27 protein-coding genes are annotated in these 23,373 nt (G+C 74.9%); 13 read left to right on the forward strand and 14 right to left on the reverse strand.

Going from position 1 to position 23,373, the window contains the following annotated elements; translation table 11 throughout:
• Positions 1-27 precede the first annotated feature (27 nt).
• The 5 genes from AB0L25_RS16835 to AB0L25_RS16855 all read right to left on the reverse strand — a co-directional run bounded on the left by AB0L25_RS16835 (position 28) and on the right by AB0L25_RS16855 (position 4,603).
• Positions 28-1,374, reverse strand: coding sequence for an ABC transporter permease (locus tag AB0L25_RS16835; protein ID WP_500172923.1), 1,347 nt, complete (start codon positions 1,372-1,374; stop codon positions 28-30).
• Entirely contained in the window at positions 1,371-2,174 is an 804-nt protein-coding gene (locus AB0L25_RS16840) for an ABC transporter ATP-binding protein (RefSeq protein ID WP_500172925.1), read from the reverse strand. Before AB0L25_RS16840 ends, AB0L25_RS16835 begins: the two co-directional genes overlap by 4 nt.
• A gap of 724 nt (positions 2,175-2,898) precedes the next feature.
• Positions 2,899-3,555 carry an LLM class flavin-dependent oxidoreductase gene (locus tag AB0L25_RS16845; RefSeq protein WP_500172927.1) on the reverse strand — a complete coding sequence of 219 codons (657 nt, stop codon included), beginning with the start codon at positions 3,553-3,555 and terminating at the stop codon, positions 2,899-2,901.
• Between the two features lie 33 nt (positions 3,556-3,588).
• Complete coding sequence (locus AB0L25_RS16850; RefSeq protein WP_500172929.1) at positions 3,589-4,092, reverse strand: GNAT family N-acetyltransferase; 504 nt, start codon at positions 4,090-4,092, stop codon at positions 3,589-3,591.
• A gap of 55 nt (positions 4,093-4,147) precedes the next feature.
• The gene (locus tag AB0L25_RS16855; protein ID WP_500172931.1) at positions 4,148-4,603 is read right to left on the reverse strand and encodes a MarR family winged helix-turn-helix transcriptional regulator; all 456 of its coding nucleotides are present in this window, start codon (positions 4,601-4,603) and stop codon (positions 4,148-4,150) included.
• An 89-nt stretch (positions 4,604-4,692) separates the two neighbouring features.
• Between AB0L25_RS16855 and AB0L25_RS16860 the strand changes: the two genes are divergently transcribed.
• The gene (locus AB0L25_RS16860; protein WP_500172933.1) at positions 4,693-5,082 is read left to right on the forward strand and encodes a nuclear transport factor 2 family protein; all 390 of its coding nucleotides are present in this window, start codon (positions 4,693-4,695) and stop codon (positions 5,080-5,082) included.
• Positions 5,075-6,193 (forward strand): epoxide hydrolase family protein, encoded by a 1,119-nt coding sequence (locus tag AB0L25_RS16865; protein WP_500172935.1) that lies wholly within the window; start codon positions 5,075-5,077, stop codon positions 6,191-6,193. The genes AB0L25_RS16860 and AB0L25_RS16865 overlap by 8 nt, the downstream gene beginning before the upstream one ends.
• Before the next feature lie 6 nt (positions 6,194-6,199).
• Here the strand turns inward: AB0L25_RS16865 and AB0L25_RS16870 are convergent, their stop codons facing one another.
• A complete protein-coding gene (locus AB0L25_RS16870; RefSeq protein WP_500172938.1) occupies positions 6,200-6,988 on the reverse strand; it encodes an SDR family NAD(P)-dependent oxidoreductase in 789 nt (262 codons plus the stop codon).
• 143 nt (positions 6,989-7,131) lie between these two features.
• Here AB0L25_RS16870 and AB0L25_RS16875 point away from each other — a divergent pair, with 143 nt between their 5' ends.
• Positions 7,132-7,770 (forward strand): TetR/AcrR family transcriptional regulator, encoded by a 639-nt coding sequence (locus tag AB0L25_RS16875; RefSeq protein ID WP_500172940.1) that lies wholly within the window; start codon positions 7,132-7,134, stop codon positions 7,768-7,770.
• Complete coding sequence (locus AB0L25_RS16880) at positions 7,770-8,069, forward strand: hypothetical protein (RefSeq protein ID WP_500172942.1); 300 nt, start codon at positions 7,770-7,772, stop codon at positions 8,067-8,069. Before AB0L25_RS16875 ends, AB0L25_RS16880 begins: the two co-directional genes overlap by 1 nt.
• A 10-nt stretch (positions 8,070-8,079) precedes the next feature.
• Here the strand turns inward: AB0L25_RS16880 and AB0L25_RS16885 are convergent, their stop codons facing one another.
• Positions 8,080-8,856 carry an alpha/beta fold hydrolase gene (locus AB0L25_RS16885; RefSeq protein WP_500172944.1) on the reverse strand — a complete coding sequence of 259 codons (777 nt, stop codon included), beginning with the start codon at positions 8,854-8,856 and terminating at the stop codon, positions 8,080-8,082.
• A 132-nt stretch (positions 8,857-8,988) separates the two neighbouring features.
• Between AB0L25_RS16885 and AB0L25_RS16890 the strand changes: the two genes are divergently transcribed.
• Positions 8,989-9,861, forward strand: coding sequence for a helix-turn-helix transcriptional regulator (locus AB0L25_RS16890; RefSeq protein ID WP_500172946.1), 873 nt, complete (start codon positions 8,989-8,991; stop codon positions 9,859-9,861).
• On the opposite strand, the gene AB0L25_RS16895 is transcribed toward AB0L25_RS16890, so the two are convergent.
• Positions 9,806-10,984 carry a methyltransferase gene (locus AB0L25_RS16895; RefSeq protein ID WP_500172948.1) on the reverse strand — a complete coding sequence of 393 codons (1,179 nt, stop codon included), beginning with the start codon at positions 10,982-10,984 and terminating at the stop codon, positions 9,806-9,808. The two genes, AB0L25_RS16890 and AB0L25_RS16895, sit on opposite strands and share 56 nt — an antisense overlap.
• An 87-nt stretch (positions 10,985-11,071) precedes the next feature.
• Here AB0L25_RS16895 and AB0L25_RS16900 point away from each other — a divergent pair, with 87 nt between their 5' ends.
• From AB0L25_RS16900 to AB0L25_RS16920, 5 genes are all read left to right on the forward strand, one after another.
• Positions 11,072-11,458: a YrdB family protein gene (locus AB0L25_RS16900; RefSeq protein ID WP_500172950.1), complete on the forward strand. Its 387-nt coding sequence runs from the start codon at positions 11,072-11,074 to the stop codon at positions 11,456-11,458.
• A gap of 249 nt (positions 11,459-11,707) precedes the next feature.
• Entirely contained in the window at positions 11,708-12,631 is a 924-nt protein-coding gene (locus AB0L25_RS16905; RefSeq protein WP_500172952.1) for an ABC transporter ATP-binding protein, read from the forward strand.
• Complete coding sequence (locus AB0L25_RS16910) at positions 12,628-13,425, forward strand: ABC transporter permease subunit (protein ID WP_500172955.1); 798 nt, start codon at positions 12,628-12,630, stop codon at positions 13,423-13,425. The genes AB0L25_RS16905 and AB0L25_RS16910 overlap by 4 nt, the downstream gene beginning before the upstream one ends.
• Before the next feature lie 25 nt (positions 13,426-13,450).
• Entirely contained in the window at positions 13,451-14,830 is a 1,380-nt protein-coding gene (locus AB0L25_RS16915; protein WP_500172957.1) for a sensor histidine kinase, read from the forward strand.
• Positions 14,827-15,489 (forward strand): response regulator, encoded by a 663-nt coding sequence (locus AB0L25_RS16920; protein WP_500172959.1) that lies wholly within the window; start codon positions 14,827-14,829, stop codon positions 15,487-15,489. The genes AB0L25_RS16915 and AB0L25_RS16920 overlap by 4 nt, the downstream gene beginning before the upstream one ends.
• Before the next feature lie 19 nt (positions 15,490-15,508).
• Here the strand turns inward: AB0L25_RS16920 and AB0L25_RS16925 are convergent, their stop codons facing one another.
• From AB0L25_RS16925 to AB0L25_RS16935, 3 genes are all read right to left on the reverse strand, one after another.
• Entirely contained in the window at positions 15,509-15,877 is a 369-nt protein-coding gene (locus tag AB0L25_RS16925; RefSeq protein ID WP_500172961.1) for a DUF4180 domain-containing protein, read from the reverse strand.
• Positions 15,870-16,343: a helix-turn-helix domain-containing protein gene (locus AB0L25_RS16930; protein ID WP_500172963.1), complete on the reverse strand. Its 474-nt coding sequence runs from the start codon at positions 16,341-16,343 to the stop codon at positions 15,870-15,872. The genes AB0L25_RS16925 and AB0L25_RS16930 overlap by 8 nt, the downstream gene beginning before the upstream one ends.
• A 178-nt stretch (positions 16,344-16,521) precedes the next feature.
• Positions 16,522-17,796, reverse strand: coding sequence for an aspartate kinase (locus AB0L25_RS16935; protein ID WP_500172965.1), 1,275 nt, complete (start codon positions 17,794-17,796; stop codon positions 16,522-16,524).
• A gap of 334 nt (positions 17,797-18,130) precedes the next feature.
• Between AB0L25_RS16935 and AB0L25_RS16940 the strand changes: the two genes are divergently transcribed.
• Positions 18,131-18,778 (forward strand): TetR/AcrR family transcriptional regulator, encoded by a 648-nt coding sequence (locus AB0L25_RS16940; protein WP_500172967.1) that lies wholly within the window; start codon positions 18,131-18,133, stop codon positions 18,776-18,778.
• Between the two features lie 34 nt (positions 18,779-18,812).
• Positions 18,813-19,961: an FAD-dependent oxidoreductase gene (locus AB0L25_RS16945; RefSeq protein ID WP_500172969.1), complete on the forward strand. Its 1,149-nt coding sequence runs from the start codon at positions 18,813-18,815 to the stop codon at positions 19,959-19,961.
• 10 nt (positions 19,962-19,971) lie between these two features.
• On the opposite strand, the gene AB0L25_RS16950 is transcribed toward AB0L25_RS16945, so the two are convergent.
• Genes AB0L25_RS16950 through AB0L25_RS16960 form a run of 3 tightly spaced genes read right to left on the reverse strand, consistent with a single transcriptional unit; the run spans position 19,972 to position 21,789 of the window.
• Positions 19,972-20,643, reverse strand: coding sequence for a hypothetical protein (locus AB0L25_RS16950; RefSeq protein ID WP_500172971.1), 672 nt, complete (start codon positions 20,641-20,643; stop codon positions 19,972-19,974).
• A 19-nt stretch (positions 20,644-20,662) separates the two neighbouring features.
• A complete protein-coding gene (locus tag AB0L25_RS16955; RefSeq protein ID WP_500172973.1) occupies positions 20,663-21,232 on the reverse strand; it encodes a hypothetical protein in 570 nt (189 codons plus the stop codon).
• Complete coding sequence (locus AB0L25_RS16960) at positions 21,229-21,789, reverse strand: TetR/AcrR family transcriptional regulator (protein WP_500172975.1); 561 nt, start codon at positions 21,787-21,789, stop codon at positions 21,229-21,231. The genes AB0L25_RS16955 and AB0L25_RS16960 overlap by 4 nt, the downstream gene beginning before the upstream one ends.
• 94 nt (positions 21,790-21,883) lie before the next feature.
• Between AB0L25_RS16960 and AB0L25_RS16965 the strand changes: the two genes are divergently transcribed.
• On the forward strand, positions 21,884-23,365 hold the full coding sequence (locus AB0L25_RS16965; RefSeq protein WP_500172977.1) for an AlkA N-terminal domain-containing protein: 1,482 nt from the start codon (positions 21,884-21,886) through the stop codon (positions 23,363-23,365).
• Positions 23,366-23,373: the final 8 nt, after the last annotated feature.

Here is a 23,373-nt window from a genome sequence, read left to right on the forward strand (position 1 = left end):
CGCCTGCGGGGGACGGACCGTGCCGGGTCAGGCCGCGACGGCCTCGATCGCGGGGGTGCGCAGGACGCGGCGGGTCGACGCGGCGACGGTCGCGCCGGTGAGGACCGCGGCGAGCGCGACGACCCCGGCGAACGTCCACACGTCGCCCTCCGGCATCGGCGAGTCGACGCGGACCAGGCTGAACGGGACGATCGTGAACAGCGAGGCGACCGACCCGCACGCCACGCCGATCACGGTCAGCACGACCGACTCGACGGCGACCGTGCCCATGACCTGGCGGGGCGTCGCGCCGGCGAGGCGGGTCTGGCCGAACTCGCGGCGGCGGTGCGCGGTCGCCGCGACCAGCGTGTTCACCAGCATGATCGCCGCGAAGACGACGACCATGCCGATCACCACGAAGTTCAGCGTCTCGATGTTCTTGTCCTCGGCGGTCTTGACGACCCCCGCGGCCGCCACGGCGGCGTTCTCGGTGGACTGCAGGTAGAGGGTGCCGACCGCGATGCCGGTGAACAGGATCACCGGGGTGACGGCGGCGGCCATCGTGCTCGTCCGGCGCAGCATCCCGGTGACCGCCAGGTCGCCCGCGGCGCCGCCGAACCGGCGCAGCGGACCGGCCAGGACGGACGCCGTGCGCCGCACGATCGCGGGGGCGAGCAGCGCCAGGCCGAGCGCGGCGAAGATGTCGGCCTGCCCGGAGGTGGCCATGGCGCCGCTGCCCTCGTCCTTCATCACCGTCACGGTGACGACCACCTCGCTGAGCGCGACCGCGAAGAAGAGCCCCGCGAAGGCGATGCGCTTCTTCGTGAGCCGCCCGGAGTCCGTCCCGGCGAGCGTGTCGGCGATCCGGCCGCGGGCCAGCCGGCGCGCGGTGAGCAGCGCGGCGCCGACGGCCGAGACGAACGTGATGCCGACGCCCATCGAGATCGCGGCCGGGCCGAAGGCGTGCGGCACGCTCCCCGGGACCTGCCCGGTGTCGTGCAGCAGCGCGAGCAGGCCGCGCCCGGCGAGGACGGCCGGGCCGATCGCGAGCAGCGACGCGACCACGGCGAGCACCGCGGCCTCGCCCGTGATCATGCGGGTGAGCTGCGCGGGCGTCGCGCCGATGCTCTTGAGCAGCGCCATCTCCGCGGACCGCTGCCGCACCGACAGCGTCAGCGTCGACGTCACCGCGAAGACCACCAGCAGCAGCCCCCACCCGCCGACGACGCTCGCCATCGTGACCAGCGTCTCGTGGGCCGTCCCGCTGGTGCCGGACGCCGTGTCCAGCATCGACGCGAACCCCATCAGGATCGTCGCGCCGAGGAACAGCGCGAGGAAGCTCGCGGTGAACGCGCCGGCCCGCTTGCGCAGCGAGCGCAGTGCCAGGGCGGTCATCGTCCCGCCACCCCCGACGGGACGCGCTGCCGCTCGACCTCGTCGGCCAGGTGCGTCATCCGCTCGGCGACGGCCTCGGCCGTCGGCGCCGTCTGGTGCCCCACGATCCGCCCGTCCGCCAAGTAGAGGACGGCGTCCGCGTGGGCCGCCGCGACCGGGTCGTGCGTGACCATCACGATCGTCTGCCCGTCCACCCGGACGGTCTCCCGCAGCAGCGCGAGGACCTCGCGGGCGCTCCGGGTGTCGAGCGCCCCCGTCGGCTCGTCCGCGAACAGGACGCGGGGCCGGGCCACGAGCGCCCGCGCGATCGCCACCCGCTGCTGCTGCCCGCCGGACAGCTCCGCCGGCAGATGCCCGAGCCGCTCGCCGAGCCCGACCCGCCGCAGGACGTCCGCGGCCCGCCCCCGATCGACCGGCCGCCGCGCCAGCTTCAGCGGCAACGTCACGTTCTGCATGACGGTCAGCGTGGGAAGAAGGTTGAAGTGCTGGAACACGAACCCGATCCGCTCCCTGCGGAACCGGGTGAGCGCCGCCTCGGTCTCGCCCGCCAGCTCCGCGCCGTCCACCAGGATCCGCCCCTCCGTCGGACGGTCCAGCCCCGCGGCGCACTGCAGCAGCGTGCTCTTCCCGCTTCCCGACGGGCCCATCACCGCGGTGAACGACCCCGCGGGCAGCGACAGCGACACCCCGTCCAACGCCGCCACCCGGCCGTCGCCGGTGCCGTAAATCTTCCGAACGCCCTCGAGTCGCAGGGCCTCACCCGACCCGTCCGCCGGGGGCGCGGTCTTGCGTCCGAACATCGATTCCGCCTTCCGCCCGTGCGCCCCCTCGCGGAGCGCCTCCGGAAACGAAGCTACGGACCCCGGACGCCCCCGCAGATGGGCCCAGCACGCCGATCGAGGTAGACAAAACCCCACTTGTTTATTGCAAGGCCCTCGGCGTCAGGCCGCTAGGCGGCCTTCCTTCAACGGGCCTTGCGTGCGATTGCTGCATCGCTCCGACTCGCCCAGGGGCTCGCTGCGCGATCAAGTTCTCGCTTCGCTCGAACTTGGCTTCGCTCGCAATCGCAGTGGTTTGGGTCCGCTGTGGCCGGGGTGGGGCTGGGGTTGTGTTCATTTGTTCGTTCGGAGGCGTGCGTCGTGGCTCGGTTGCCGGGAGTCCGAGGACGCCGTGCCTGAGGGCACCGCTTACCTACTTGTGGTCCTTGAGGATGTGGGCGCTTTGGCCGTTGTTCGTCGGCTGACGTTGGGGTTTCTCGCCGGGGGTCTGCTCGGGGCGAGGGGTGGGGTCAGTGGAGGAGGGTGCGGGTTTCGGCTAGGAGGTCGACCTGGGTGCGCCAGTCGCTGCCGGAGACGCCGATGACGGCGTGGCGGGCGCCCGCGGCGCGGTACTCGGTGAGGCGTTCGGCGGCGCGGGCGGGGGCGCCGGTTAGGGGGAGGTCGGCGACGTCGGCCGGTGGGCGGCCGTAGGCGTTCGCGATGCCGGCGGCGAGCTCGTCGCGGGTCGGGACGCCGGGGCCGGTGCCTAGGGCGGACGTGCCGCCGATCGCGACGGTCGGGACGGGCCGGTCGTGCTCGGCGGCCAGGTCGGCGAGGACGGCGCGGCCCTCGGCGACCTCGCGGGGGAGATCAGGGACGGGAACCAGCCGTCGCCGCGCCGGGCGGCGCGCCGGATCGCGGCCGGGGAGGCGTTGCCGACCCACACCGGCGGCATCGGCACCGCCGGGGACGGGTCGACGGGCACGTCGTGCAGGGGCGTGGTCTCGCCGGCGAGGATGCGGGGGAGCAGGTCGAGGGCGGTGTCGGTGCGGCGGCCGCGTTCGGCGTACGGCACCCCGGCGGCGGCCCACTGGTCGGGGCCGCCGCCGGAGCCGACGCCGAGGACGAGGCGCCCGGCGGAGAGGTACTGGAGCGTCGCGATCTGCTTGGCGGCCCAGGCCAGGGGACGGACGGCGGGGACGAACACGCTCGTGCCGATCGTGATCCGTTCGGTGGCGGTCGCGGCGGCGGCGAGGGCGAGGGTCGCGTCCAGGGTGGGGCGGCCGACGGCGAGGTGGTCGCCGTGCCACACGCCGTCGAGGCCGGCCGCCTCGGCGTGCCGGGCCGCGTCCCGCAGGGTGATGCCGTCCCGGCGCTGCACGTCGATGCCGGGGAGGATGACGCCGATCTCGAGGTGGTCCATGCCCCGATGGTGGGGGCTCAAGTTAACTTGAGGTCAAGCGGGGCGTTCGAAGAGCAGTTCGCGGCCGTCCTCTTCGTCCCACTGCTCGCCGACGTGGACGAAGCCCTGCCCGGCGATCGCCGCGAGCGATCCCGCGTTGTCGGGGCTGATCGACGCGCGGACGGTGCGGACGGACGGTTCGGCGGCGGCCCGGTCGAGGAGCGCGGCGAGCATCGCCCGGGCGTGGCCGCGGCGGCGGTGCGCGGGGTCGACGGAGTAGGCGATCTCGACGGTGCCGTTCTCGTCGGGCGCCCCGTGGTAGCCCGCGTGCCCGACGACGACGCCGTCCGGTTCGGCGACGGCGGCGCGGGCGATCCAGGGCGCGTCCGCCGGGTCGCGGTCGAGCTGGTCGAGGCGGCGCCGCCAGACGCTCTTGGCGTCGTCGGTCAGGAAGTAGTCGGTGAGCGCGACGCCCGCGGCGGCGGAGGCGCGGTCGAGGTCGCCGTCGACGAGCGCGCGGAGCGCGGTCTCGGGGAGTTCGACGAAACGGACGGGCATGGGCGGCTCCTCGCTGGTCGTGGGCGCTCGATCGTGTCGGTTCGGCCGGTGGATGTCAGCCGGTTTTCGCGTGGTGGTCGACGAGGCGGGCGAGCAGGTCGACGAGCCGGTCGCGGTCGGCGGGGGAGAGCGGGGCGAGGAGGTCGTGCTGGACGCCGGCGACGACGGTGTCGAGGTGCCGCAGGCGGCGGGCGCCGTCCGGGGTGAGGGTGACGATGTTGCGGCGCCGGTCGGCGGGGTCGGGGGCGCGCTCGACGAGGTGCTCGGCGGCGAGTTCGTTGAGGGCGGCGACGACGTCGCTGCGGTCGATGCCGGTGCGGCGGCCGAGTTCGGCCTGGCTTCCCGGGCCGAACTGGTCGAGGGCGGCGAGCAGCCGGTAGTGGTACCCGCGGGAACCGGCGGCGGCGAAGGCGTCGGACACCAGGCGGTGGCTGTGCGCGGACGCCTGGGCGATCAGCCAGCTGGGCAGGCGGTGGACGCGGTCGAGCGGCCCGGAGTCGGCGGTGTTCACGCGGACCAGTCTAAGGGGTTGTTGGTATCGCCAACGATTGGTTATTGTTGGCTCAGCCAACGTTGGGAGTGCCAATGAATGGATTGCCCATGGACGCCCGCGACCGCATCGAGCTCACCGACCTGGTCACCCGGCTGGGGCGCTGGCTGGACGACAAGACCTTCGACGACGCCGCGAGCGTCTTCACCGAGGACGCCGAGGCGCACACCCCCGGCGGCGTCGCGCGGGGACGGGACGCGCTCGTCCGGCAGGCGAGCCGGAACCACACCGTGCCGACGCAGCACTTCATCACCGACCACCGGTTCGAACCGGACGGCGACGGGGTGCGGGTGACGGCGAACCTGCTGGTCGTCTTCGTCCGCGAGGACGGCCCGCACCTGCTCGGCGAACGCTACGACCTGCGGGCCGCCCGGACGGCGGACGGCTGGCGCATCACCCGGGTCCAGGGCGACCCGATCTGGGAGGCCGCACATGCCTGAGATCACCCCGTACACGCTGGACGTCCCGCAGCGCGACCTCGACGACCTCGCGGCCCGGCTGGACCGCGTCCGGTGGCCGGACGAGCCGTCGGGCGCCGGCTGGGAGCGCGGCGTCCCGCTGGAGCGCATGAAGGAACTCGTCGAGTACTGGCGCACGGGCTTCGACTGGCGTGCCCACGAGGCGCGGATCAACGGGTTCCCGCAGTTCACGACCGAGATCGACGGCGCGAACGTGCACTTCTTCCACGTCCGCTCCCCCGAGCCGGACGCGCTCCCGCTGATCGTCACGCACGGGTGGCCGAGCGCGTCCGCCGACTTCCTCGACATGCTCGGGCCGCTCACCGACCCGCGCGCGCACGGCGGCGATCCGGCCGACGCGTTCCATGTGGTCGTCCCGTCCCTGCCGGGGTTCACGCTGTCCGGGCCGACGCCCGACACCGGGTGGGACGTGGGACGCATAGCGCGCGCTTGGGCCGAGCTGATGGATCGTCTTGGGTACGTCCGGTACGGGGCGCAGGGCGGTGACTGGGGCTGGCCGGTCTCGCTAGGGCTGGCCGGTGTCGCCCCAGACCGCGTGGTGGGCGTCCACACGAACTACCTGCCGTCGCCCCCTGGGGACACCGAGGGCCTCCCAGAGGACGACCTGGAGCGCCTCGCCGGGCAGAAGGAGTACGTGTCCGATCCGGCCGGGTACTGGCAGATGCAGTCCACGCGCCCGCAGACGCTCGCGTACTCCCTCGCCGACTCCCCCGCGGGCCAGCTCGCGTGGATCGCCGACCGGGTCACCGCCTGGACGGACCCCGCGATCGGGGTCGACGACGACCGGCTGCTCACGACCGTGACGCTGTACTGGCTCACCGGGACGGCCGGGTCGTCGTCGCGGCTGCACCGGGAGAGCGCGGGCCGCCGGGGCGGGCTGCCCGCGTGCCCGGTGCCGCTCGGCGTGGCCGTGTCGCCGCACGACCTCGTCCGTCCGGTCCGGCGGCTCGCCGAGCGGTACCACGACGTCGTCCACTGGACGGAGTTCGACCGGGGCGGGCACCTGCCGGCGCTGGAGATCCCCGACCTGCTCACCGCGGACGTCCGGGCGTTCTTCCGGCTCGTCCGCTGAGCCGGGCTACGGCTTGGTGAGGTCGTCGGAGAGGGCCCGCAGGCGGGCGCGGGCGTCGGCGTCGTAGGCCTGGGCGTCGGCGCGCGCCTCGTCGAGCCCGTCGAAGAAGCGGCCCGAGACGCCGTCCAGGTCCGGGTCGGTGACGAGGCGGCGGGTGGCGCGGACGCCTTCCTCCAGCGTGCTGATCGGGGACGACACCATCTTCGTCGGCATGTACGTGGCGGGGTGCAGGGCGTTCGCGGTGACGCCCGTCCCGTCCAGTTCGGCGGCCAGGTCGACGGTGAACAGGATCTGGGCGAGCTTGCTCTGGCAGTAGGCGCGGATCGGGCTGTAGCCGCGGGTGAGCATCACGTCGTCGAAGTCGATGGCCTGCTGCCCGAGGCTGCTGACGTTCACGACGCGGGCGGGCGCCGAGGAGATCAGCACGGGCAGCAGCAGCCGGGTCAGCAGGTATCCGGACAGGTAGTTCACCGCGAACCGCAGCTCGTGCCCGTCCGCGCTCACCTCCCGGCCGCCGGGCCCGCCGATGCCCGCGTTGTTGACCAGGACGTCCAGGCGCGGGTGGTCGGCGCGGACGGCCTCGGCGAGCGCGCGGGTCTCGACGAGGGACGACAGGTCGGCCCGATACCACGACGCGCGGCCGCCGATCTCCTTCAAGGCGGCCTCGCCGCGGGCGTCGCTGCGGCCGTGCACCAGGACGTGCGCGCCCTCGGCCGCGAGTTCGGCGGCGAGGGCGCGGCCGAGCCCGTCGGTGGCGCCGGTAATGAGGATCGTCTGCTCGTTGATGGGACGCATGGTCCCATCGTGCTCGCCGCGCGCGCGGGGGTGCCAGGTGCGGCCTGTCCTGTTGGCCGCGCTGACAGGTTTCATCGAAACGCTTGCGTTCACTTAGCCGGGCCCCGTACCGTGCGAAACGGTAGCGTTTCGGAAGGACGGCGATGACACCACGCGGCGACGTGCGCACCGGGGCGATCCTGGCGGCGGCCCTCGGCCTGCTCGCCGAGGTCGGCTACGACCGGCTCACCATGGAGGCGGTCGCGGCGCGCGCGCAGGCCAGCAAGGCGACGCTCTACCGGCGCTGGCCCGGTAAGGCCGAACTCGTCGTCGACGCGGTCCGCGCCCACGGCGGCGGACACGAGGGACCCGGCGGCGACCCGCTCGTCCCGTCCGACACCGGGTCGCTGCGCGGCGACCTCGTCGCCGTGCTGGAGCTGATGCGCGCGAACCTGGAGGCCCAGGACGCAGCGCTGATCCTCGGGCTGATGACCGCGATGCACCGCGACGCCGCGCTCGCCGCGCTCGTCCGCGGCCGGCTCGTCGACGACAAGCGGGCCGCGTTCGGGACGGTCGTCGAGCGGGCGGTGCGGCGCGGCGACCTCGCCGGGGACGTCGACACCGCGCTGTTCGTGGAGATCAGCTCGGCGATGCTGTTCTCCCGGCTGTTCGTCACCGGCGAGCCGCTCGACGACGCGTTCGTCCGGCACCTGGTGGACGCCGTCCTGATCCCGCTGCTGACCGGCGGCCGCCCGGCCCCCGGTCCACCGGCCGACCGGCCGACGACCCAGGGAGACCAGTGATGTGGTCCGCGATCGTGCTCGGGTTCCTCGGCGGGGTGATGGGCGGCAACGGCGTCCCGCACTTCGTCCGCGGCATCACCCGGCAGTCCTACCCGAACCTGTTCGGCACCGGCCCGATCCCCAACCTGATCGGCGGCTGGGTCGGGCTGGTGGCGTCCGTCCTGCTCCTCGCGTGGGCCGGACCGGACGAGCACCCCGGCTGGACGTTCGGGGCCGCGGCCGCGGGCGTCCTCGCGATCGGCCTGTTCCACGCGGGGCCCGGCCCGTTCGGCGCCCCCAAGGAGCCGAGCGGCGCCTGACCGGCCGGCGTCACGGGCGGGACAGGAACTCCTCGACGTGTTCGAGGAACTCGTCCGGGCGCTCCGCCATCACCACGTGCCCGCTCTCCAGCTCGACGTACTCGGCGCCCGCGATGCCGGTGGAGAACTCCCGGTGGTTCTCCACCGGGAGCGTCGCGTCGTCGCGGGCGCCCACGACGAGGGTGGGCGCGGCGACCCGCGGCAGCAGGGACCGGACGTCGACCCGCCCCACCAGATCGACCTGGCGAAGCCGGTCCCGCGTGGGGCGCATGAACCCGTGGGACTGCTCGATCGCGTCGCGCCCGGCCCGGTTCATGAACGCGCGGCTGTAGGCGAGGAGCGTCGAGTACCGGCCGAACGCCTCCGCGTCGCCCGCGACCGCCAGCCAGGCCGCCACCATCTGCCGGACGTACTCGTCGCCCGGCCCGGCGACCCCCGCGACCGCGACCAGCCGCCGGACGAGGTCCGGCCACAGCCCCGCGACGGCGGTCGCGACGGGCGCGCCGAGCGAGAACCCGAGGACGTCCGCCGGGCCGGTGCCGGCGTCCTCGACGACCGCCGCGACCTGCGCGGCGAGCGTCTCGACGGTGAGCGGCCCGCCGCCGTCCGCGGCGGCGTCGCCGCCGGACAGGTCGGGCAGGACGACGGTGCGGTGGCTCGTGAACCGGTCGAGCACCCCGTCCCACATGGCCGCGCCGGGGCCGACGCCGTGGACGAGGACGAGCGCGGGGCCCGTCCCCTCGACGCGGTACGGGACACGGGCGTCGGCAACGGTGATCGTGGGCATCTTGTCCGCCTTCCGGGTGGTTCCTGCGATGCCCTCGACGGTGCCGGACCCGCGGCGCGTTGAGGAGCGGACCGCCCTGGCTAGGACAACCGGTCCCAGGCTCCGCCGCCGCCGATCACCGATCATGGACGCATGGACATGGACCGCCGCGAACTCGCCGACTTCCTCCGCCGCTCCCGCGAGCGGCTCCGCCCGCAGGAGGTCGGCCTGCCCGCCGGTCCGCGCCGCCGCACGCCCGGCCTGCGCCGCGAGGAGGTCGCGCAGCTCGCGGGCATGTCCGCCGACTACTACATGCGGCTGGAGCAGGCCCGCAGCCCGCAGCCGTCCGGGCAGCTCCTCGGCGCGCTCGCCCGCGCGCTGCGGCTCACCGCCGACGAGCGCGACCACCTGTACGTCCTCGCCGGGCACCGGCCGCCCGCCGGGCCGTTCGCCGGCGCGCACGTCCGGCCCGGCCTGCTGCACCTGCTGGACCGGCTCGGCGACACCCCCGCGCAGATCATCGGCGACCTCGGGGACCTCCTCGCGCACAACGCGGCGGCCGAGGCGCTGTTCGGCTGCGTCTGCACGGTCGAGGGGGACGGCCGCAACATCGTCTGGCGCTGGTTCACCGACCCGTCCGTCCGGGCCGCCTACCCGGAGGACGACCACGAGCGCATCGCCCGCGCGCACGTCGCCGACCTGCGCGCCGCCGTGGCGCGGCGCGGGCACGACGCCGCGTCGGCCGCGCTGGTCGAGCGGCTGCACGGCACCGGCGGCGCGTTCACCCGGCTGTGGGAGCTGCACGAGGTCGCGGTGCGCCGCACCGGCCGGATGCGGGTGCTGCACCCGGAGATCGGGACGGTCGAGTTCGACGCGGAGGTCCTGGTGACCCCCGCCGAGGACCAGCGCCTCGTCGTCTACGCGCCGCCGCCCGGGTCGCGCTCGGTGGAGGCGCTCGAACTGCTGCGCGTCATCGGCCCGGAGACCGCCCACCGGAGTCATGCCGCAGGCGCCACAGCGACGTGACCTCGGCGGCCCGCGCGGCGTGCAGCGGATCGTCCGCGTCGGCCGCCTTCGGATGGACGGGCGCCGCGTCGAGCCGGTCGACCACCTGCAGGCCCGCGGCGGCGAACGCGGCGGTCAGGTCGTCCCGCGTCCGCAGCCCGAGGTGTTCGGCCAGGTCGGACAGGATCAACCAGCCCTCGCCGGCCGGTTCGAGGTGGCCGGCGAGCCCGTCGAGGAAGCCGCGCAGCATCCGCCCGCCCGGGTCGTAGACGGCGCGTTCCAGCGGCGTCGCGGGCTTCGCCGGGAGCCACGGCGGATTGCAGACGACGAGACCGGCGCGTCCGTCCGGGTAAAGGTCGGCCTGCACGACGTCCACCGGCACCTGCAGCCGCTCGACGTTCTCCCGGGCACACGCAAGCGCGCGCGGATCGAGGTCAGTGGCGACGACCCGCCCCACACCACGCCTTGCTAGGACGGCCGCGAGCACGCCCGTACCGGTGCCGATGTCGAACGCGGACGTCACGCCCGGCGGGATCGGCGCGCGCGCGACGAGATCGACGTACTCGCCCCGGACAGGTGAGAACACACCGTAGTGCGGGTGGATCCGGTCGCCGCCGAGAGCGGGAACGGGCACGCCCTTGCGCCGCCACTCGTGCGCGCCGATCACCCCGAGCAGCTCGCGCAGCGGCACCACGTACGGCTCCTCGGACGGCCCGTACGCCTCCGTGCACGCGTCCCGGACGTCCGGCGCCCGCCGCAGCGGGATCACGTGCCGGGCCTCGACCGGCACCAGCACCATGCCGAGCGTGCGCGCGCGCTGGGCCCGTGCCTGCCGGAACAGGTGGAACGCCTGCACACCGGACGGTTCCGCCTTCTTCTTCTTGCGCGCGGGCGCGTCGATCCGGCGCGCGATCGCCTGCACGAGCTGCCGGGCGTTCTGGAAGTCGCCCCGCCACAGCAGCGCCGTGCCCTCGCACGCCGCCCGGTACGCGTCGTCCGCGCGCGTCGTGTCGTCGGCGACCGTCACCCGGCGGGGCGGGGGCGCGCTCTCCGAGCGCCAGCGCGCGCGCCGGTCCCGATCGTCCTCGAACCAGCCGACGGCCGGTTCGTCCGACACGTCCGCCCGTCCCTGCCCAGCACCCATACCGCGACCGTTCTGTGAGATCCCGCTTGGATCGTACGGCCGGTCCCGCCCTGCCCGTGCAGGTCGCAACGGTGCCATACTTCGCGAATGCGACTTCCCGGGCCCGTGCACATCGCCAACGAGGGCCTCGCCTTCCTCATCGAGATGGCGGCGTTCGCCGTGCTCGCCTGGTGGGGCTTCGAGGCCGGCGATGGCCTGCTCGCGAGCATCGCGCTCGGCGTCGCCGCGCCGGCCGCGGCGATCGTCCTCTGGGGCCTGTTCGCCGCCCCGAAGGCCCGCTACGACGCCGGGCTCCCGGTCGTCCTGCCGGTGAAGGCGGCCGTCTTCGCCGCCGCGGCCCTCGCCGTCCTCGGCGTCGGGCATCCCGCGCTCGCCCTCGCGTTCGCGGCGATCGCCCTGGTCAACACCGTCCTCGCGACACTCGACCGGGACGCCCGCTTCCGCGCCGAACGCCGCGAGCCGTCCGCCGGCTGAGCCGGCGCCCCGAACGCACCATGCCCCGCTGAACGGCGCGCCGAGACCGGCCCCGCCGCCCGTTGGCACAGGCTCCCGAGGACCGTGGAGCGCATGCCGGTCGAAGGCGCCGTCCCGCCCCGGCCCGGTACCGCGGTACCGGGCGGGCCGCCGAGGTGTCGACCCGGGTCCCGGCCCGCGGCCGTGATCCGCCCGTAGCGTCGGGCGCATCCGCCCCGGAACCGCCGGGGCCGGCGGGGGACGGCGGTCGTGATCGAAGTACGCGGTCTGACGAAGCGCTACGGAAGGAAGACGGCGGTGGACGATCTCAGCTTCACCGTCGAACCCGGACGGGTGACCGGGTTCCTGGGGCCGAACGGCGCGGGCAAGTCCACGACCATGCGCGTGATCGCCGGACTCGACGCCCCCACCCGCGGAACGGCCACCGTCAACGGCCGGCGCCACGCCGAGCACACCGCCCCGATGCGGGAGATCGGCGTCCTGCTGGACGCGCGGTCGGCCCACCCGGGGCGCACCGCGTTCGCCCACCTGATGTCCCTGGCGCACACCCACGGCATCCCGCGCCGCCGGGTGCTGGACGTCATCGAGATGACCGGGCTGCAGAGCGTGGCCGGGGACCGCGCCGGGCGGTTCTCCCTCGGCATGGGGCAGCGGCTCGGCATCGCGGCGGCCCTGCTGGGCGACCCGGCGGTCATCATGCTGGACGAGCCGGTCAACGGCCTCGACCCGGAGGGCGTGCGCTGGATGCGCGGGCTGCTGACCGGGCTGGCCGCCGAGGGCCGCACGGTGCTGCTGTCGTCCCACCTGATGGGCGAGATGACGCGGACCGCCGACCACCTGGTGATCGTCGGGCGCGGGCGGCTGCTCGCCGACACCACGGTCGACGCGTTCGTCCGGCGGGCCGGGGGCGGGGGCGTGACCGTGGCGACCACCGAACCGGCGGCGCTGCGCTCGCTGCTGACCCGCCCGGGGGTCGGCGTCACCGGCACGGGGGAGGAGTTGACCGTCTCGGGCCTGACCGCCCGCGAGGTCGGCGCCGTCGCCGCCCGCCACCGGATCCCGCTGTACCGGCTCACCGACCGGGAGGCGTCCCTCGAGGACGCCTTCATGGACCTCACCCGGGAGGCCGTGGAGTACCGGGCCGCGCCCGCCGGCGCCGGGGAGGCCGCGTGACGAGCGTGCCGGTCCACGACGTGACGGTGCCGCGGGTGCTGCGCGCGGAGTGGTCGAAGCTGTGGACGCTGCGCTCCGGCCGGATCGGGCTCGCGGCGGCCGCCGCGGCGCTCCTCGCGATCGGGGTGATCGACGCGGTCGGCTACGACCCCGCCGCCGTGCCGGAGGACGGGACCGTTCCCGGGTCCCGCGACGCGGTCGCCATCGCGCTGACCGGGATGCCGTTCGCGGTCCTGGCCGTCGCCGTGCTGGGGGCGCTGGGGTCCGCCGGCGAGTACGGCACCGGCCTGATCCGCGCCACCCTGACGGCGGTGCCGCGGCGGCTGCCCGTGCTGTGGGCGAAGTGCGCCGTGTACGGCGGGGCCGTCCTCGCCGTCGCCGTGCTCGCCGCGACGGCGTCCTTCCTGCTGGGCGGCCTCGCCCTGCCCCCGGAGGCGGACGCCCCGTCGCTCGCGGAGCCCGCCGTGCCGCGGCGCCTGACCGGTGCGGCGGTCCATCTGTCGCTGGTGGCCGTGATCGCGGTGGCGCTGGGCGTGCTCGTCCGCAACAGCGCGGGCGCCATCGCCGTCCTGGTCGCCGTCCTGCTCGTCGTCCCCGAGCTGATCGGGCTGCTGCCCGGTGGACTGCCGGACGCCGTCCGCCCGTACCTGCCGAGCAGCGCGGGCGGCGCCATGACGGCCGCGCCCTCCGCACCGGACCTCCTCGGGCCCTGGGCGGGGGCGGCCGTCCTCGCCTGCTGGACGGCGGCGGCCGTCGCGGGCGCGGCCGTCCGCCTCGCCCGTACCGATGTCTGACGGGCCGACCGGCGACAATGATCCGATGAGCACCCAGACGACGCCGGACGGGCCGGACGGGACGGGCGGGACGGCCGCGACCGCGCCGCCCCCCTGGCTCGTTCCCGCCGGGAGCCACCCGGCCCTGCAGCGGCTGCTCCGCGCCCGGCACCGCCTGCAGCGGGCCGACCGGCGGCGCCCGCGGCGGCTCGACACCGCGGTGGTGCTGCTGGCCGCCCTCGCGGCCGTGCCCGACCTGGTCCGCGCCGGAGGCGCCCCGAGCGCGCCGGGTCCCGACCTGCCGCTCGGCGGCCTGGTCGTGCTCGCGGTCCTGCTCGTCGCGCCGCTGTGGTGGCGCCGGACGGCCCCGGCGGCCGCCTTCGCCGCGGTCGCACTGGCGTGCCCGGTCCAGTGGTCGCTAGGACTGTGGGCGCAGGGCGGCTTCGCCCTGCTCGTCGCCCTCTACAGCCTGGCGCTGCACGGTTCCCCGCGCGCGCTCGGCGCGGCGGCGGGGGTCACCGTCACCGGGGTGTGGCTGTCGGGCTGGTTCGTCCTCGCCGCCTACCGGGTGCCGTTCTTGATCCTGCTGACGGGCACGACGTCCGCCGCGGTCGCGCTCGGCCTGATCTTCCGGATCGGCGGGCTGTACGCCGCCGCGCTGGAGGACCGGGCCGTCCGGCTGGAGACCGAGCGCGACCAGCGCGCCCGGCTGACCGCCGCGGCCGAACGCGCCCGGATCGCCCGGGAGATGCACGACATCGTCGGCCACAACCTGTCCGTGATCGTCGGCCTCGCGGACGGGGCCGCCGCCCTCGCCGCGAACCGGGGCGAGGGCGCCGCCGAACCGCTGCGGCTCATCGGCGACACCGGCCGGCAGGCGCTGGTGGAGCTGCGGCGCGTCCTGGGCGTCCTGCGGGACGAGCCGGGCGCCGTCCGGGCGGACCCGCCGCCCGGACGGGAGCCCGACCCGCGGCTCGTCCCGCAGCCCGGCCTCGGTGACCTGGACGCTCTGCTCGGACGGGTCCGCGCCGCCGGGCTGAGCGCCGCCCACCGCACCGCGGGCGACCTCGGCGCGCTCGGGGACGGCCTGCAGCTCACCGTCTACCGCATCGTCCAGGAGGCGCTGACGAACACGCTCAAGCACGCCGGCCCGGGGGCCCGCGCGGAGGTCGCCGTGGAGGCCGGGGACGGACGGGTCCGGGTGCGGGTCACCGACACCGGGCCGCCGCCCGGACGCCCGGTGCGGCCGGCACCGGACGGCGAACCGGGACACGGCCTGGCCGGCATCCGCCGGCGGGCCGCACTGTACGGCGGCTCCGTCACCGCCGGACCGCGCGGCGCCGGGGGCGGCTGGACGGTCGACGTGCTGCTCGACGCGCCCGTGCCCGGCGAACCCGCCGCCCCAGTACCGGGGGAGCGCCCGTGACCACCGTCCTGATCGCCGACGACCACGCCCTGCAGCGCCTCGGGTTCCGCATGCTGCTGGAAGGCACGCCCGGGACCACCGCCGTCGGCGAGGCCGAGCACGGCGCCGAGGCCGTCCGGATGGCCGCCGACCTGCGCCCCGACGTCGTCCTGATGGACGTCCGCATGCCCGGCATGGACGGCATCGAGGCCACCCGCCGGATCGTCGCCGCGGGCGGCCGGTCCCGCGTGCTCATCCTCACCACGTTCGACCTGGACGAGTACGCCTACGCGGCGCTGCGCGCCGGGGCGAGCGGCTTCCTGCTGAAGGACGCCCGCCCCGAGGAGCTCATCGCGGGCATCCGCGCCGTCGCCACCGGGGACGCCGTCGTCTCCCCCGGCCTCACCCGCCGCCTGCTCGACGCCCACGCCCACCGCGTGCTGCGCCCCGCCGGCCCGGTCGACGACCCGCGGCTGCGCACGCTCACCGAACGCGAACGCGAAGTGCTCGTCGCGATCGGCGCCGGCCGGACGAACGCCGAGATCGCCGAACGCCTCGCGCTCACCGAGTCCACCGTCAAGAAGCACGTCGGCAAGGTCCTCGCCAAGATCGGCGCCCGGGACCGCATCCAGGCCGTCATCACCGCCTACGACATCGGGCTCGTCACGCCCCGCACCTGAGCCCTCCCGCCCGGCCGGGTCAGGCGGACGCGCGCAGGCGGTCGTCGAGGGCGTCCAGGTCCGGGACGAACCAGATGTGCGAGGCCGTGTTCGACTCGGCGACGAGGGCGCGCAGCGCCGAACTCCCCTCCAGGTGCCGGGAGATGTCGCCGACGACGGCCAGCCGGATCCGGTAGTTGACGAACTTCTGCATGACGTCGCCCGCGAAGCGGGTGCCGAGCGCGAAGAACCGCTCGTCCAGGCGGTCCGCGGGCACGGCCACCACGGCGGCCCCGGCGAACGCGGCGCCGATCAGGTCGAGCGCGTCCGCCTCGGTGGCGATCACCGGCCCGTCCGGGTCGCACACCAGCACGCTCGTCCCGGCTCGGGTCGCGATCTCGTCAGCCATCGTGCTCCTCCGCTTCCAGCAGGTCGTTGCCGTCCCCGAGCACGCTCTCGAGCAGGCGCAGCACGTCCGCGGTCGGCCCCGCGCCGCCGAGGACGACGAACTTCAGGCGCCGCCGCTCCGCGTCGTGCACCGCCTGGATCCGCAGGCGGTCCGCGGCGCTCCCGCCGGCGCCCGCGCCGGTGTTCGCGGCGGCGAGGACGAGCGTGCTCAGCCGGTCCGCCGCGGCCCGGTCGACCCCGTCGATCTCGACGATGCTCGACACCTCGACGGACGCGCCCGCGCCCGTCCGTCCGGCGGGTGCGGACGGACGCCCGGTGAGCGCCTCGAGGTCGGCGGGCGCGATCCGGTACTGCTTGCCGATGCGCACGGCGTTGAGGCGTCCGTCGCGGATGTAGCCGCGCACCGTCCGCACGTGCAGTCCGAGGAGGTCGGCGACCTCCTCGACCGAGTACATTTTCTCCGCCATCACTCCCTATCGTACCGTCTGTAGCGCGTGATGCGTATGTTTGCGTCTATCGGGTGGTCGCGATGTTTCACGGGAAACACGACACGGGCCGAATGCGGGCGAACACGGGCGGATACGGCGACGGGCCGCGCCCCCGGAACGTCCGGGTGCGCGGCCCGTCGGGCGACCGGCGGCCGGGTCAGCGGCCGGTGCCTCCGTAGACGACGGCCTCGACCTGCTCGGAGTCGAGGTCGAACGCGCGGTGCGCCGAGGCGACCGCGGTGTCGAGGTCGTCCTGCGCGACGACCACGGAGATCCGGATCTCCGAGGTGGAGATCATCTCGATGTTCACGCCCGCGTCGGCGATGGCGGCGAACAGCGTGGCGGTGACGCCCGGGTGCGAGCGCATCCCGGCGCCGATCAGCGACACCTTGCCGATGCGGTCGTCGTAGCGCAGCGACTCGAAGCCGATGCGCTCCTTGACCTTGTTGAGCGCCGACAGCGCGGCCTGCCCGTCCGTGGCCGGCAGCGTGAACGAGATGTCGGTGCGCCCGGTGGACGCGGCCGACACGTTCTGCACGATCATGTCGATGTTGATCTCGGCGTCGGACAGCACCGTGAAGATCGTGGCGGCCTCACCGACCTTGTCGGGCACCCCCACCACGGTGATCTTGGCCTCGCTGCGGTCGTGCGCGACGCCGGAGATGATCGCCTGCTCCATGTCCTGTCCTTCGAGTTCGCTGCTGTCGACGACCCACGTGCCTTCCTTCTGGCTGAACGAGGACCGCACGTGAATGGGGATGTTGTAGCGGCGCGCGTACTCCACGCAGCGCAGATGCAGGATCTTCGCGCCGCTCGCCGCCATCTCCAGCATCTCCTCGTAGGAGATCTTCGGCACCTTCCGCGCGGCCGGCACGATGCGCGGGTCGGCGGTGAAGACGCCGTCGACGTCGGAGTAGATCTCGCAGACGTCGGCGCTCAGGGCCGCCGCCAGCGCCACCGCGGTGGTGTCGGACCCGCCGCGGCCGAGGGTGGTGATGTCCTTGGTGCCCTGCGAGACGCCCTGGAAACCGGCGACGATGCAGATCGAGCCCTCGTCCAGCGCGGTCCGGATGCGTCCCGGGGTCACGTCGATGATCTTGGCTTTGCCGTGGGTGCCGTCCGTGATGACCCCCGCCTGGGAGCCGGTGAACGACCGGGCCTCGTGGCCCAGGTTCGCGATGGCCATAGCCAGCAGCGCCATGGAGATGCGCTCGCCGGCGGTGAGCAGCATGTCCAGTTCGCGTGCCGGGGGCAGGGGGCTGACCTGCTCGGCCTTGTCGATGAGATCATCCGTCGTGTCGCCCATGGCGGAGACGACGACGACGACGTCGTTGCCCGCCTTCTTCGTCGCGACGATGCGCTGGGCGACCCGCTTGACGCACTCGGCGTCTGCGACGGAGGAGCCACCGTACTTCTGCACGATAAGAGCCACGGTTTTGGGCGCTCCTCGGTTCGGGGTCAGGCGTACCAGCCGTCCAGTCTACCGAGGTCATCCGGATTGACTATGTCGAGGTCATTCACGGACTAGTCACCCGACCCGGGTCGAAGTCGTACAACCAGCCCGTCGCACGCTCGTAGAACAACGCCCCGGCGCGCGCCATCACCATGTTGAAGCCGTGCGCCCCGTCCGGCGCCGCCGTCGCCGTGCCGGACACCGAGTACAGGCCCGCGTAGGCCGGTACGAATCTTCATTCACCGAATCCGTATTCGGTGAAACGCGGCTCAGTATGCTGGGCCGGTACGGCGGGACGCAAGCGGAGGACGGCATGGGCGTGCGCAAGGCGAAGGCGGCGCAGACCCAGGCGGCGCTGAAGGAGGCCGCGCGGCGCCGGTTCGCCGAGCACGGCTACCTGAACACGAAGATCACCGACATCACGGCCGCCGCCGGCCGCGCGACCGGCTCGTTCTACGACCACTTCACGAGCAAGGAGGACCTCCTGCGGGCCCTCCTCGCCGACTGGCACGAGCAGGCCCGCGGCGAGTTCGCCGGGGAGGAGCACCCCCCGCACGACCTCACCGACCGCGACCAGCTCCGCGCCCACCTCGACGTCCCATGGCGGATGATGCGCGCGGACCGCGCCGTGATGGTCGCGCTGTTCGAGTCGTCGATGGCCGCCGGGCCGAACACCGGCGAGGCGTGGCGCCGCCTGACCGAGGACACCCGCGTCCTCCGCGACCACCTCGACCACCTGCGGGAACGCGGGCACCGGCTGCCGGGCGACCCCGAGCTGGTCGCCGCCGCGATCGGCGGGCTGCTGTCGATGCTCGCCTACGCCGTCATGGGCGGCGCCGAGGAGTCCGGGCGCTCCGACGACGAGGTCGTCGACACCCTCACCGACCTGCTCCTGCACGGCCTCGCGGGCCCGCCCCCGGCCCCGTCCGAGGGCACGGGCGCGCCCGGACCGGCCGCGTAGCCGCCCGCGCGATCCTGGCGATGGGGGGCTCGGGATGAAGGTGCTGGTCATCGGCGCGGGCGTCGGCGGCCTGGCGGCGGCGCGCGGCCTGCTCGCGGCCGGGCACGACGTCGAGGTCCACGAGCGCGGGCCGGCGCTGCGCACGTCCGGCGCGGCGCTGACGCTGTGGGCCAACGGCACCGGCGCCCTCACCGCGCTCGGCGCCTCACTGGACGGCGTGGGCGCGCTCATCGACGTCCTCGAGCAGCGCGACGCGTCCGGCCGCACGCTGATCAGCGTGCGCACCGCGCACGCCGCCCGCCGCTACGGGTACCCGAACATCTCCCTCCCCCGCCGCCGCCTCGTCGAACGTCTCGCGGCCGGCCTGCCGGACGGGACGGTCGCGTTCGGCCGCACCTGCACGGGCATCGCGCACGACGCGGACGGCGTCCGCGCCGAGTTCGCCGACGGCGGCACGGCGACCGGCGACGTGCTGGTGGGCGCGGACGGGCACCGCTCGATCGTGCGGCGGACGCTGTGGGGCCGCGACCCGGCGGAGCCGAGCGGCTGGGCCACCTGGCAGGGCCTGAGCCGCGTGCCGATCGACGTGGTGGCGGGGCGCACCGGCCTGCTGATCAACGGCGCGGAGGGCGTGTGCGGGCTGATGCCGGCGGGCGAGGACCTGCTCCAGTGGTGGTTCGACCGCCGCTGGAGGCCGGGGGAGCCCGAGCCGCCGTCCGTCCTGGACGACCTGCGCGCCAGGTTCGGGCACTGGGCGGCGCCCGTGCCGGAGGTGCTGGCGTCGGTCGGCGACGCGGAGGTCGAGTTCTTCCCGCACCACCGGCACCGCGTCCCGGACGTCTGGGGCGCGGGGCGCTGCACGCTGGTCGGGGACGCGGCGCACACCATGCCGCCCACCCAGGCGCAGGGCGCCAACCAGGCCCTGGAGGACGCGTGGGCGCTGGCCCGGGTCCTCGCGGAGGGGGAGCCGGCGGACGTGCCCGCCGCGCTGCGCCGCTACGAGCGCGGGCGGTCCCGCAAGGCGTCCCGGATCGCTCGGCTGGCCGCGACCGAGGCCACCGACGCCCACCCGGCGCCCCTCACCCGCCTCCTCCCCGACCGGTTCGCGAGCTGGGCGTACACCCGCTGGCTCGCGTCCATCAGCGACTACCTCACGGCGGACGGCGCCGCCCGGCGCCCCTGACGGGCGCCCGTCAGGCGGCGACTTCGGCGGCCAGCCGGACGAACGCGTCGACGGCCTCGTTCCAGGAGAAGTAGTCCTCGTCGTCCAGGCCCACGGGCTGGGTGGAGTCGCGGCCGAGGACGTCGCCGTGCATGAAGACGGTGAGCCGCTCGCCGCCGACGGGCACCCAGTATGGCTCGACGTCGTCGCCGCCCGCCGAGTCGACGTCCACGGACAGTTCGCGGCCCTCGACGCGGGGCCCGCCCCGCGCGGCCACGTCGTCGAGGAAGGCGAGGATGTTGACCAGGTACATCTCCCATCTGACGGCGTCTTCGGTGAGCCACCTCAGCAGCTCGTCCCAGGAGAGGCGCGTCCCGTCGGCGCGGGGGGCCCAGCGGTCGCCGTCGGCCGCCGCCCGCACCACGTCCGGCGGCACGCCCGGCATCAGGACGGACTTCTTCTCCCACCCGTACGTGGCGCCGGGCGGTTCCGTGGAGGTGGAGAGCAGGAAGGGGAGCTGCCCGGGTCCGGCCAGGTAGAGGTGGGGGTCGTCTTCGACCAGGACCTTCCCGTCCCAGCCGAGGTGCGCGAGTTCGGAGCGGAGTCCGGCTTCGAGTTCGCCGCGCAGCGCCTCGATGTTGGCGCGCGCGTGCCGCTCGACCGCCTCCGGGTCGCCGATGACGGCTTCGAGGTCGTGATCCATGCGCCGGAGTGTGCCACCGTCATCCGACGGCTTGGGGCCGTCCGGGGGCGTGGGGACGTTCGGGGACGGCGTGGGCGACGACGAGCTTGAGCAGCAGGACGACCGGGAGCCACGCGAGCCCGTCGGGGGCGGGGATCGCGGGGGCGAGCATCGCCCCGGTGAGGACGGCCAGCAGCGCGACCGGACGGGCGAGGCGGCGGGGCGCGCGGGCGACGAGGACGACCCCGGCGAGGGCCCACGCGTACCAGAGCGGCCCCCACCACCACGCGGCGCCGAAGAGGAGCCCGACGGCGATCGGCTGCACGTGGGCGGCGGCGAAGCCGATCTCGTCGTGCAGGAACCGGTTCACGCGGGTGGGCGGAAGCGGCAGGGGCCCGTGGTAGAAGCGCTTCGCGGAGTCGAGGCCGTTGGCGACGACGCCGCCCGCGAGGTCGTACGCGATCACCGCGACGACGGCGAGCCGCCACCACGACCAGCCCGCGTCGAGGCCGAGCCCGAGGGACGCGGCGACGCCGAAGGCGCCCGCGAGGTGCGCGAGGGCGCGCTCGCCGCGGGTCGGGTCGACGCCGAAGAACCAGCTCGGTTTCACGTGCGGCCCTTCTCGTAGCCGGTCGCGGCCTCGGCGGTCCAGCGGGCGAGGCCCTCGCGGGACAGCGGGTCGGTGCCGAGGACGTCCGCGATGCGGTGCCGCAGCAGGAGCACCGCGAGGTCGTTGACCAGCAGGAACGCGGCGCGTTCGGGGGTCGGGGCGTGCCGCCGGGCCGCCTCGAACAGGCGGCGGAACAGGCGCGCGCCGGCCGGGTCGTCGCCGGGCAGCAGCCGCGCGAGGTAGGCGGGCACGGGGGAGTCGGGCGGCAGCCGGCGCAGCAGCGCGTCGGCGAGCGACGCGCGGCCGTCGTCCGCCGGATCCGGGTTGGCGGCGAGCTCGTCGAAGATCCCCTCCAGCAGGCCCACCACGTGCCGGTCGACGGTCTCGCGGAGCGCCTCCTTCGACCCGAAGTGGTGGACGACCAGGGCGGCGGAGACGCCCGCGGCCTCCCCGATCCGGCGGACGGTGACCCGGTCGGGGCCGTCGAGGGCGAACAGGCGCAGGGCCTCGTCGCGGATGGCGGCGCGGGCGGTGCGGTCGTCGTCGACTGAACGCATGTTTAGGATACTAAACAACTGTTTAGTCGAGTCGCAACGCTGATGTCGGTTTTCCGCTAGTGGACGCCCGTGGCCGTCGAGGATGCTGGGGAGCATGCACGAGGACGTGGAGAGGTGCGTGCGCGCCGTCCGGTCGAAGGACGCCCGGTTCGACGGGTGGTTCTTCACCGGGGTGGTGACGACGGGGATCTACTGCCGGCCGAGCTGCCCGGCCGTGCCGCCGAAGGCGGAGAACATGCGGTTCTACCCGAGCGCGGCGGCGGCGCAGCAGGCCGGGTTCCGGGCGTGCAAGCGGTGCCGCCCCGATGCCAGCCCCGGCTCGCCCGAATGGAACCACCGCGCGGACGTCGTCGCCCGCGCCATGCGGCTCATCGCGGACGGCGCGGTCGACCGCGAGGGCGTCCCCGGCCTCGCGCGGAGACTCGGATACAGCACGCGCCAGATCGAACGGCAGCTCAACGCCGAACTCGGCGCCGGACCCCTCGCGCTGGCGCGCGCGCAGCGCGCCCAGACCGCGCGGCTGCTGATCGAGACGACGCCGCTGCCGATGGGCGACGTCGCGTTCGCCGCCGGGTTCGCGAGCATCCGGGCGTTCAACGACACCGTCCGGGAGGTGTTCGCCCTCACGCCCACCGAGTTGCGCGCCCGGGTCGCGAAGGGGCACCCGCCGGCCGGGTCCGGCACCCTGTCGTTCCGGCTGCCGTTCCGGGCGCCGCTGTGCCCCGACAACCTGTTCGGGCACCTGGCGGCGACGGCGGTGCCCGGGGTCGAGGAGTGGCGGGACGGCGCGTTCCGCCGGGCGCTCCGGCTGCCGCACGGGCACGGCGTCGCGTCCCTGCGCCCGCACCCCGAGTACGTCGCCTGCACGCTCGCGCTCACCGACCTGCGCGACCTCACCATCGCGATCAGCCGGTGCCGGTGGCTGCTCGACCTCGACGCCGACCCGGTCGCCGTCGACGACCAACTCCGCGCCGACCCGGTCCTCGCGCCGCTCGTCCGCAAGGCGCCGGGGCGGCGGGTGCCGCGCGCCGCGGACGGCCCCGAGTTCGCCGTGCGGGCCGTCCTCGGGCAGCAGGTGTCGGTCGCGGCGGCCCGGACGCACGCGGCGCGGCTCGTCGTCGCGCACGGCGAGCCGATCGACGACCCGCTCGGCGACGCGGGCGGACTGACGCACCTGTTCCCGACGCCCGAGGCGCTCGCGGACCTCGACCCGGAGACCCTCGCGTTCCCCCGGTCCCGCCGCGTCACCCTGGCGGCCCTCGTGGACGCCCTCGCGCAGGACGACATCGACCTCAGCGTCGGGAGCGACTGGGAATCGGCCCGCGCGCGCTTGGCGACACTCCCCGGTTTCGGACCGTGGACGATCGAGACCATCGCCATGCGCGCGCTGGGCGACCCCGACGCGTTCATCCCCGGCGACCTCGGTGTGCGCGGGGCGGCCCGCACGCTCGGCCTCCCGCACACCCCGGCCGCCCTCACCCGCCATGCCGAAGCGTGGCGACCGTGGCGCGCCTACGCCGTCCAGTACCTGTGGGCGACCGGCGACCACGCCATCAACTACCTGCCCGCCTCCTAAAGGAGCTG

Source organism: Spirillospora sp. NPDC052242 (genome assembly GCF_040679555.1).
Taxonomy (GTDB): Bacteria; Actinomycetota; Actinomycetes; order Streptosporangiales; family Streptosporangiaceae; genus Spirillospora.

Excerpts from the sequence above, each read along its gene's own strand:
- AB0L25_RS16835 (WP_500172923.1), bottom strand. The coding sequence starts at position 1,374 with ATGACCGCCCTGGCACTGCGCTCGCTGCGCAAGCGGGCCGGCGCGTTC.
- AB0L25_RS16840 (WP_500172925.1), bottom strand. The coding sequence starts at position 2,174 with ATGTTCGGACGCAAGACCGCGCCCCCGGCGGACGGGTCGGGTGAGGCC.
- AB0L25_RS16845 (WP_500172927.1), bottom strand. The coding sequence starts at position 3,555 with ATGGACCACCTCGAGATCGGCGTCATCCTCCCCGGCATCGACGTGCAG.
- AB0L25_RS16850 (WP_500172929.1), bottom strand. The coding sequence starts at position 4,092 with ATGCCCGTCCGTTTCGTCGAACTCCCCGAGACCGCGCTCCGCGCGCTC.
- AB0L25_RS16860 (WP_500172933.1), top strand. The coding sequence starts at position 4,693 with ATGGACGCCCGCGACCGCATCGAGCTCACCGACCTGGTCACCCGGCTG.
- AB0L25_RS16865 (WP_500172935.1), top strand. The coding sequence starts at position 5,075 with ATGCCTGAGATCACCCCGTACACGCTGGACGTCCCGCAGCGCGACCTC.
- AB0L25_RS16870 (WP_500172938.1), bottom strand. The coding sequence starts at position 6,988 with ATGCGTCCCATCAACGAGCAGACGATCCTCATTACCGGCGCCACCGAC.
- AB0L25_RS16875 (WP_500172940.1), top strand. The coding sequence starts at position 7,132 with ATGACACCACGCGGCGACGTGCGCACCGGGGCGATCCTGGCGGCGGCC.
- AB0L25_RS16880 (WP_500172942.1), top strand. The coding sequence starts at position 7,770 with ATGTGGTCCGCGATCGTGCTCGGGTTCCTCGGCGGGGTGATGGGCGGC.
- AB0L25_RS16885 (WP_500172944.1), bottom strand. The coding sequence starts at position 8,856 with ATGCCCACGATCACCGTTGCCGACGCCCGTGTCCCGTACCGCGTCGAG.
- AB0L25_RS16890 (WP_500172946.1), top strand. The coding sequence starts at position 8,989 with ATGGACATGGACCGCCGCGAACTCGCCGACTTCCTCCGCCGCTCCCGC.
- AB0L25_RS16895 (WP_500172948.1), bottom strand. The coding sequence starts at position 10,984 with ATGGGTGCTGGGCAGGGACGGGCGGACGTGTCGGACGAACCGGCCGTC.
- AB0L25_RS16900 (WP_500172950.1), top strand. The coding sequence starts at position 11,072 with ATGCGACTTCCCGGGCCCGTGCACATCGCCAACGAGGGCCTCGCCTTC.
- AB0L25_RS16915 (WP_500172957.1), top strand. The coding sequence starts at position 13,451 with ATGAGCACCCAGACGACGCCGGACGGGCCGGACGGGACGGGCGGGACG.
- AB0L25_RS16925 (WP_500172961.1), bottom strand. The coding sequence starts at position 15,877 with ATGGCTGACGAGATCGCGACCCGAGCCGGGACGAGCGTGCTGGTGTGC.
- AB0L25_RS16930 (WP_500172963.1), bottom strand. The coding sequence starts at position 16,343 with ATGGCGGAGAAAATGTACTCGGTCGAGGAGGTCGCCGACCTCCTCGGA.
- AB0L25_RS16940 (WP_500172967.1), top strand. The coding sequence starts at position 18,131 with ATGGGCGTGCGCAAGGCGAAGGCGGCGCAGACCCAGGCGGCGCTGAAG.
- AB0L25_RS16945 (WP_500172969.1), top strand. The coding sequence starts at position 18,813 with ATGAAGGTGCTGGTCATCGGCGCGGGCGTCGGCGGCCTGGCGGCGGCG.
- AB0L25_RS16950 (WP_500172971.1), bottom strand. The coding sequence starts at position 20,643 with ATGGATCACGACCTCGAAGCCGTCATCGGCGACCCGGAGGCGGTCGAG.
- AB0L25_RS16960 (WP_500172975.1), bottom strand. The coding sequence starts at position 21,789 with ATGCGTTCAGTCGACGACGACCGCACCGCCCGCGCCGCCATCCGCGAC.
- AB0L25_RS16965 (WP_500172977.1), top strand. The coding sequence starts at position 21,884 with ATGCACGAGGACGTGGAGAGGTGCGTGCGCGCCGTCCGGTCGAAGGAC.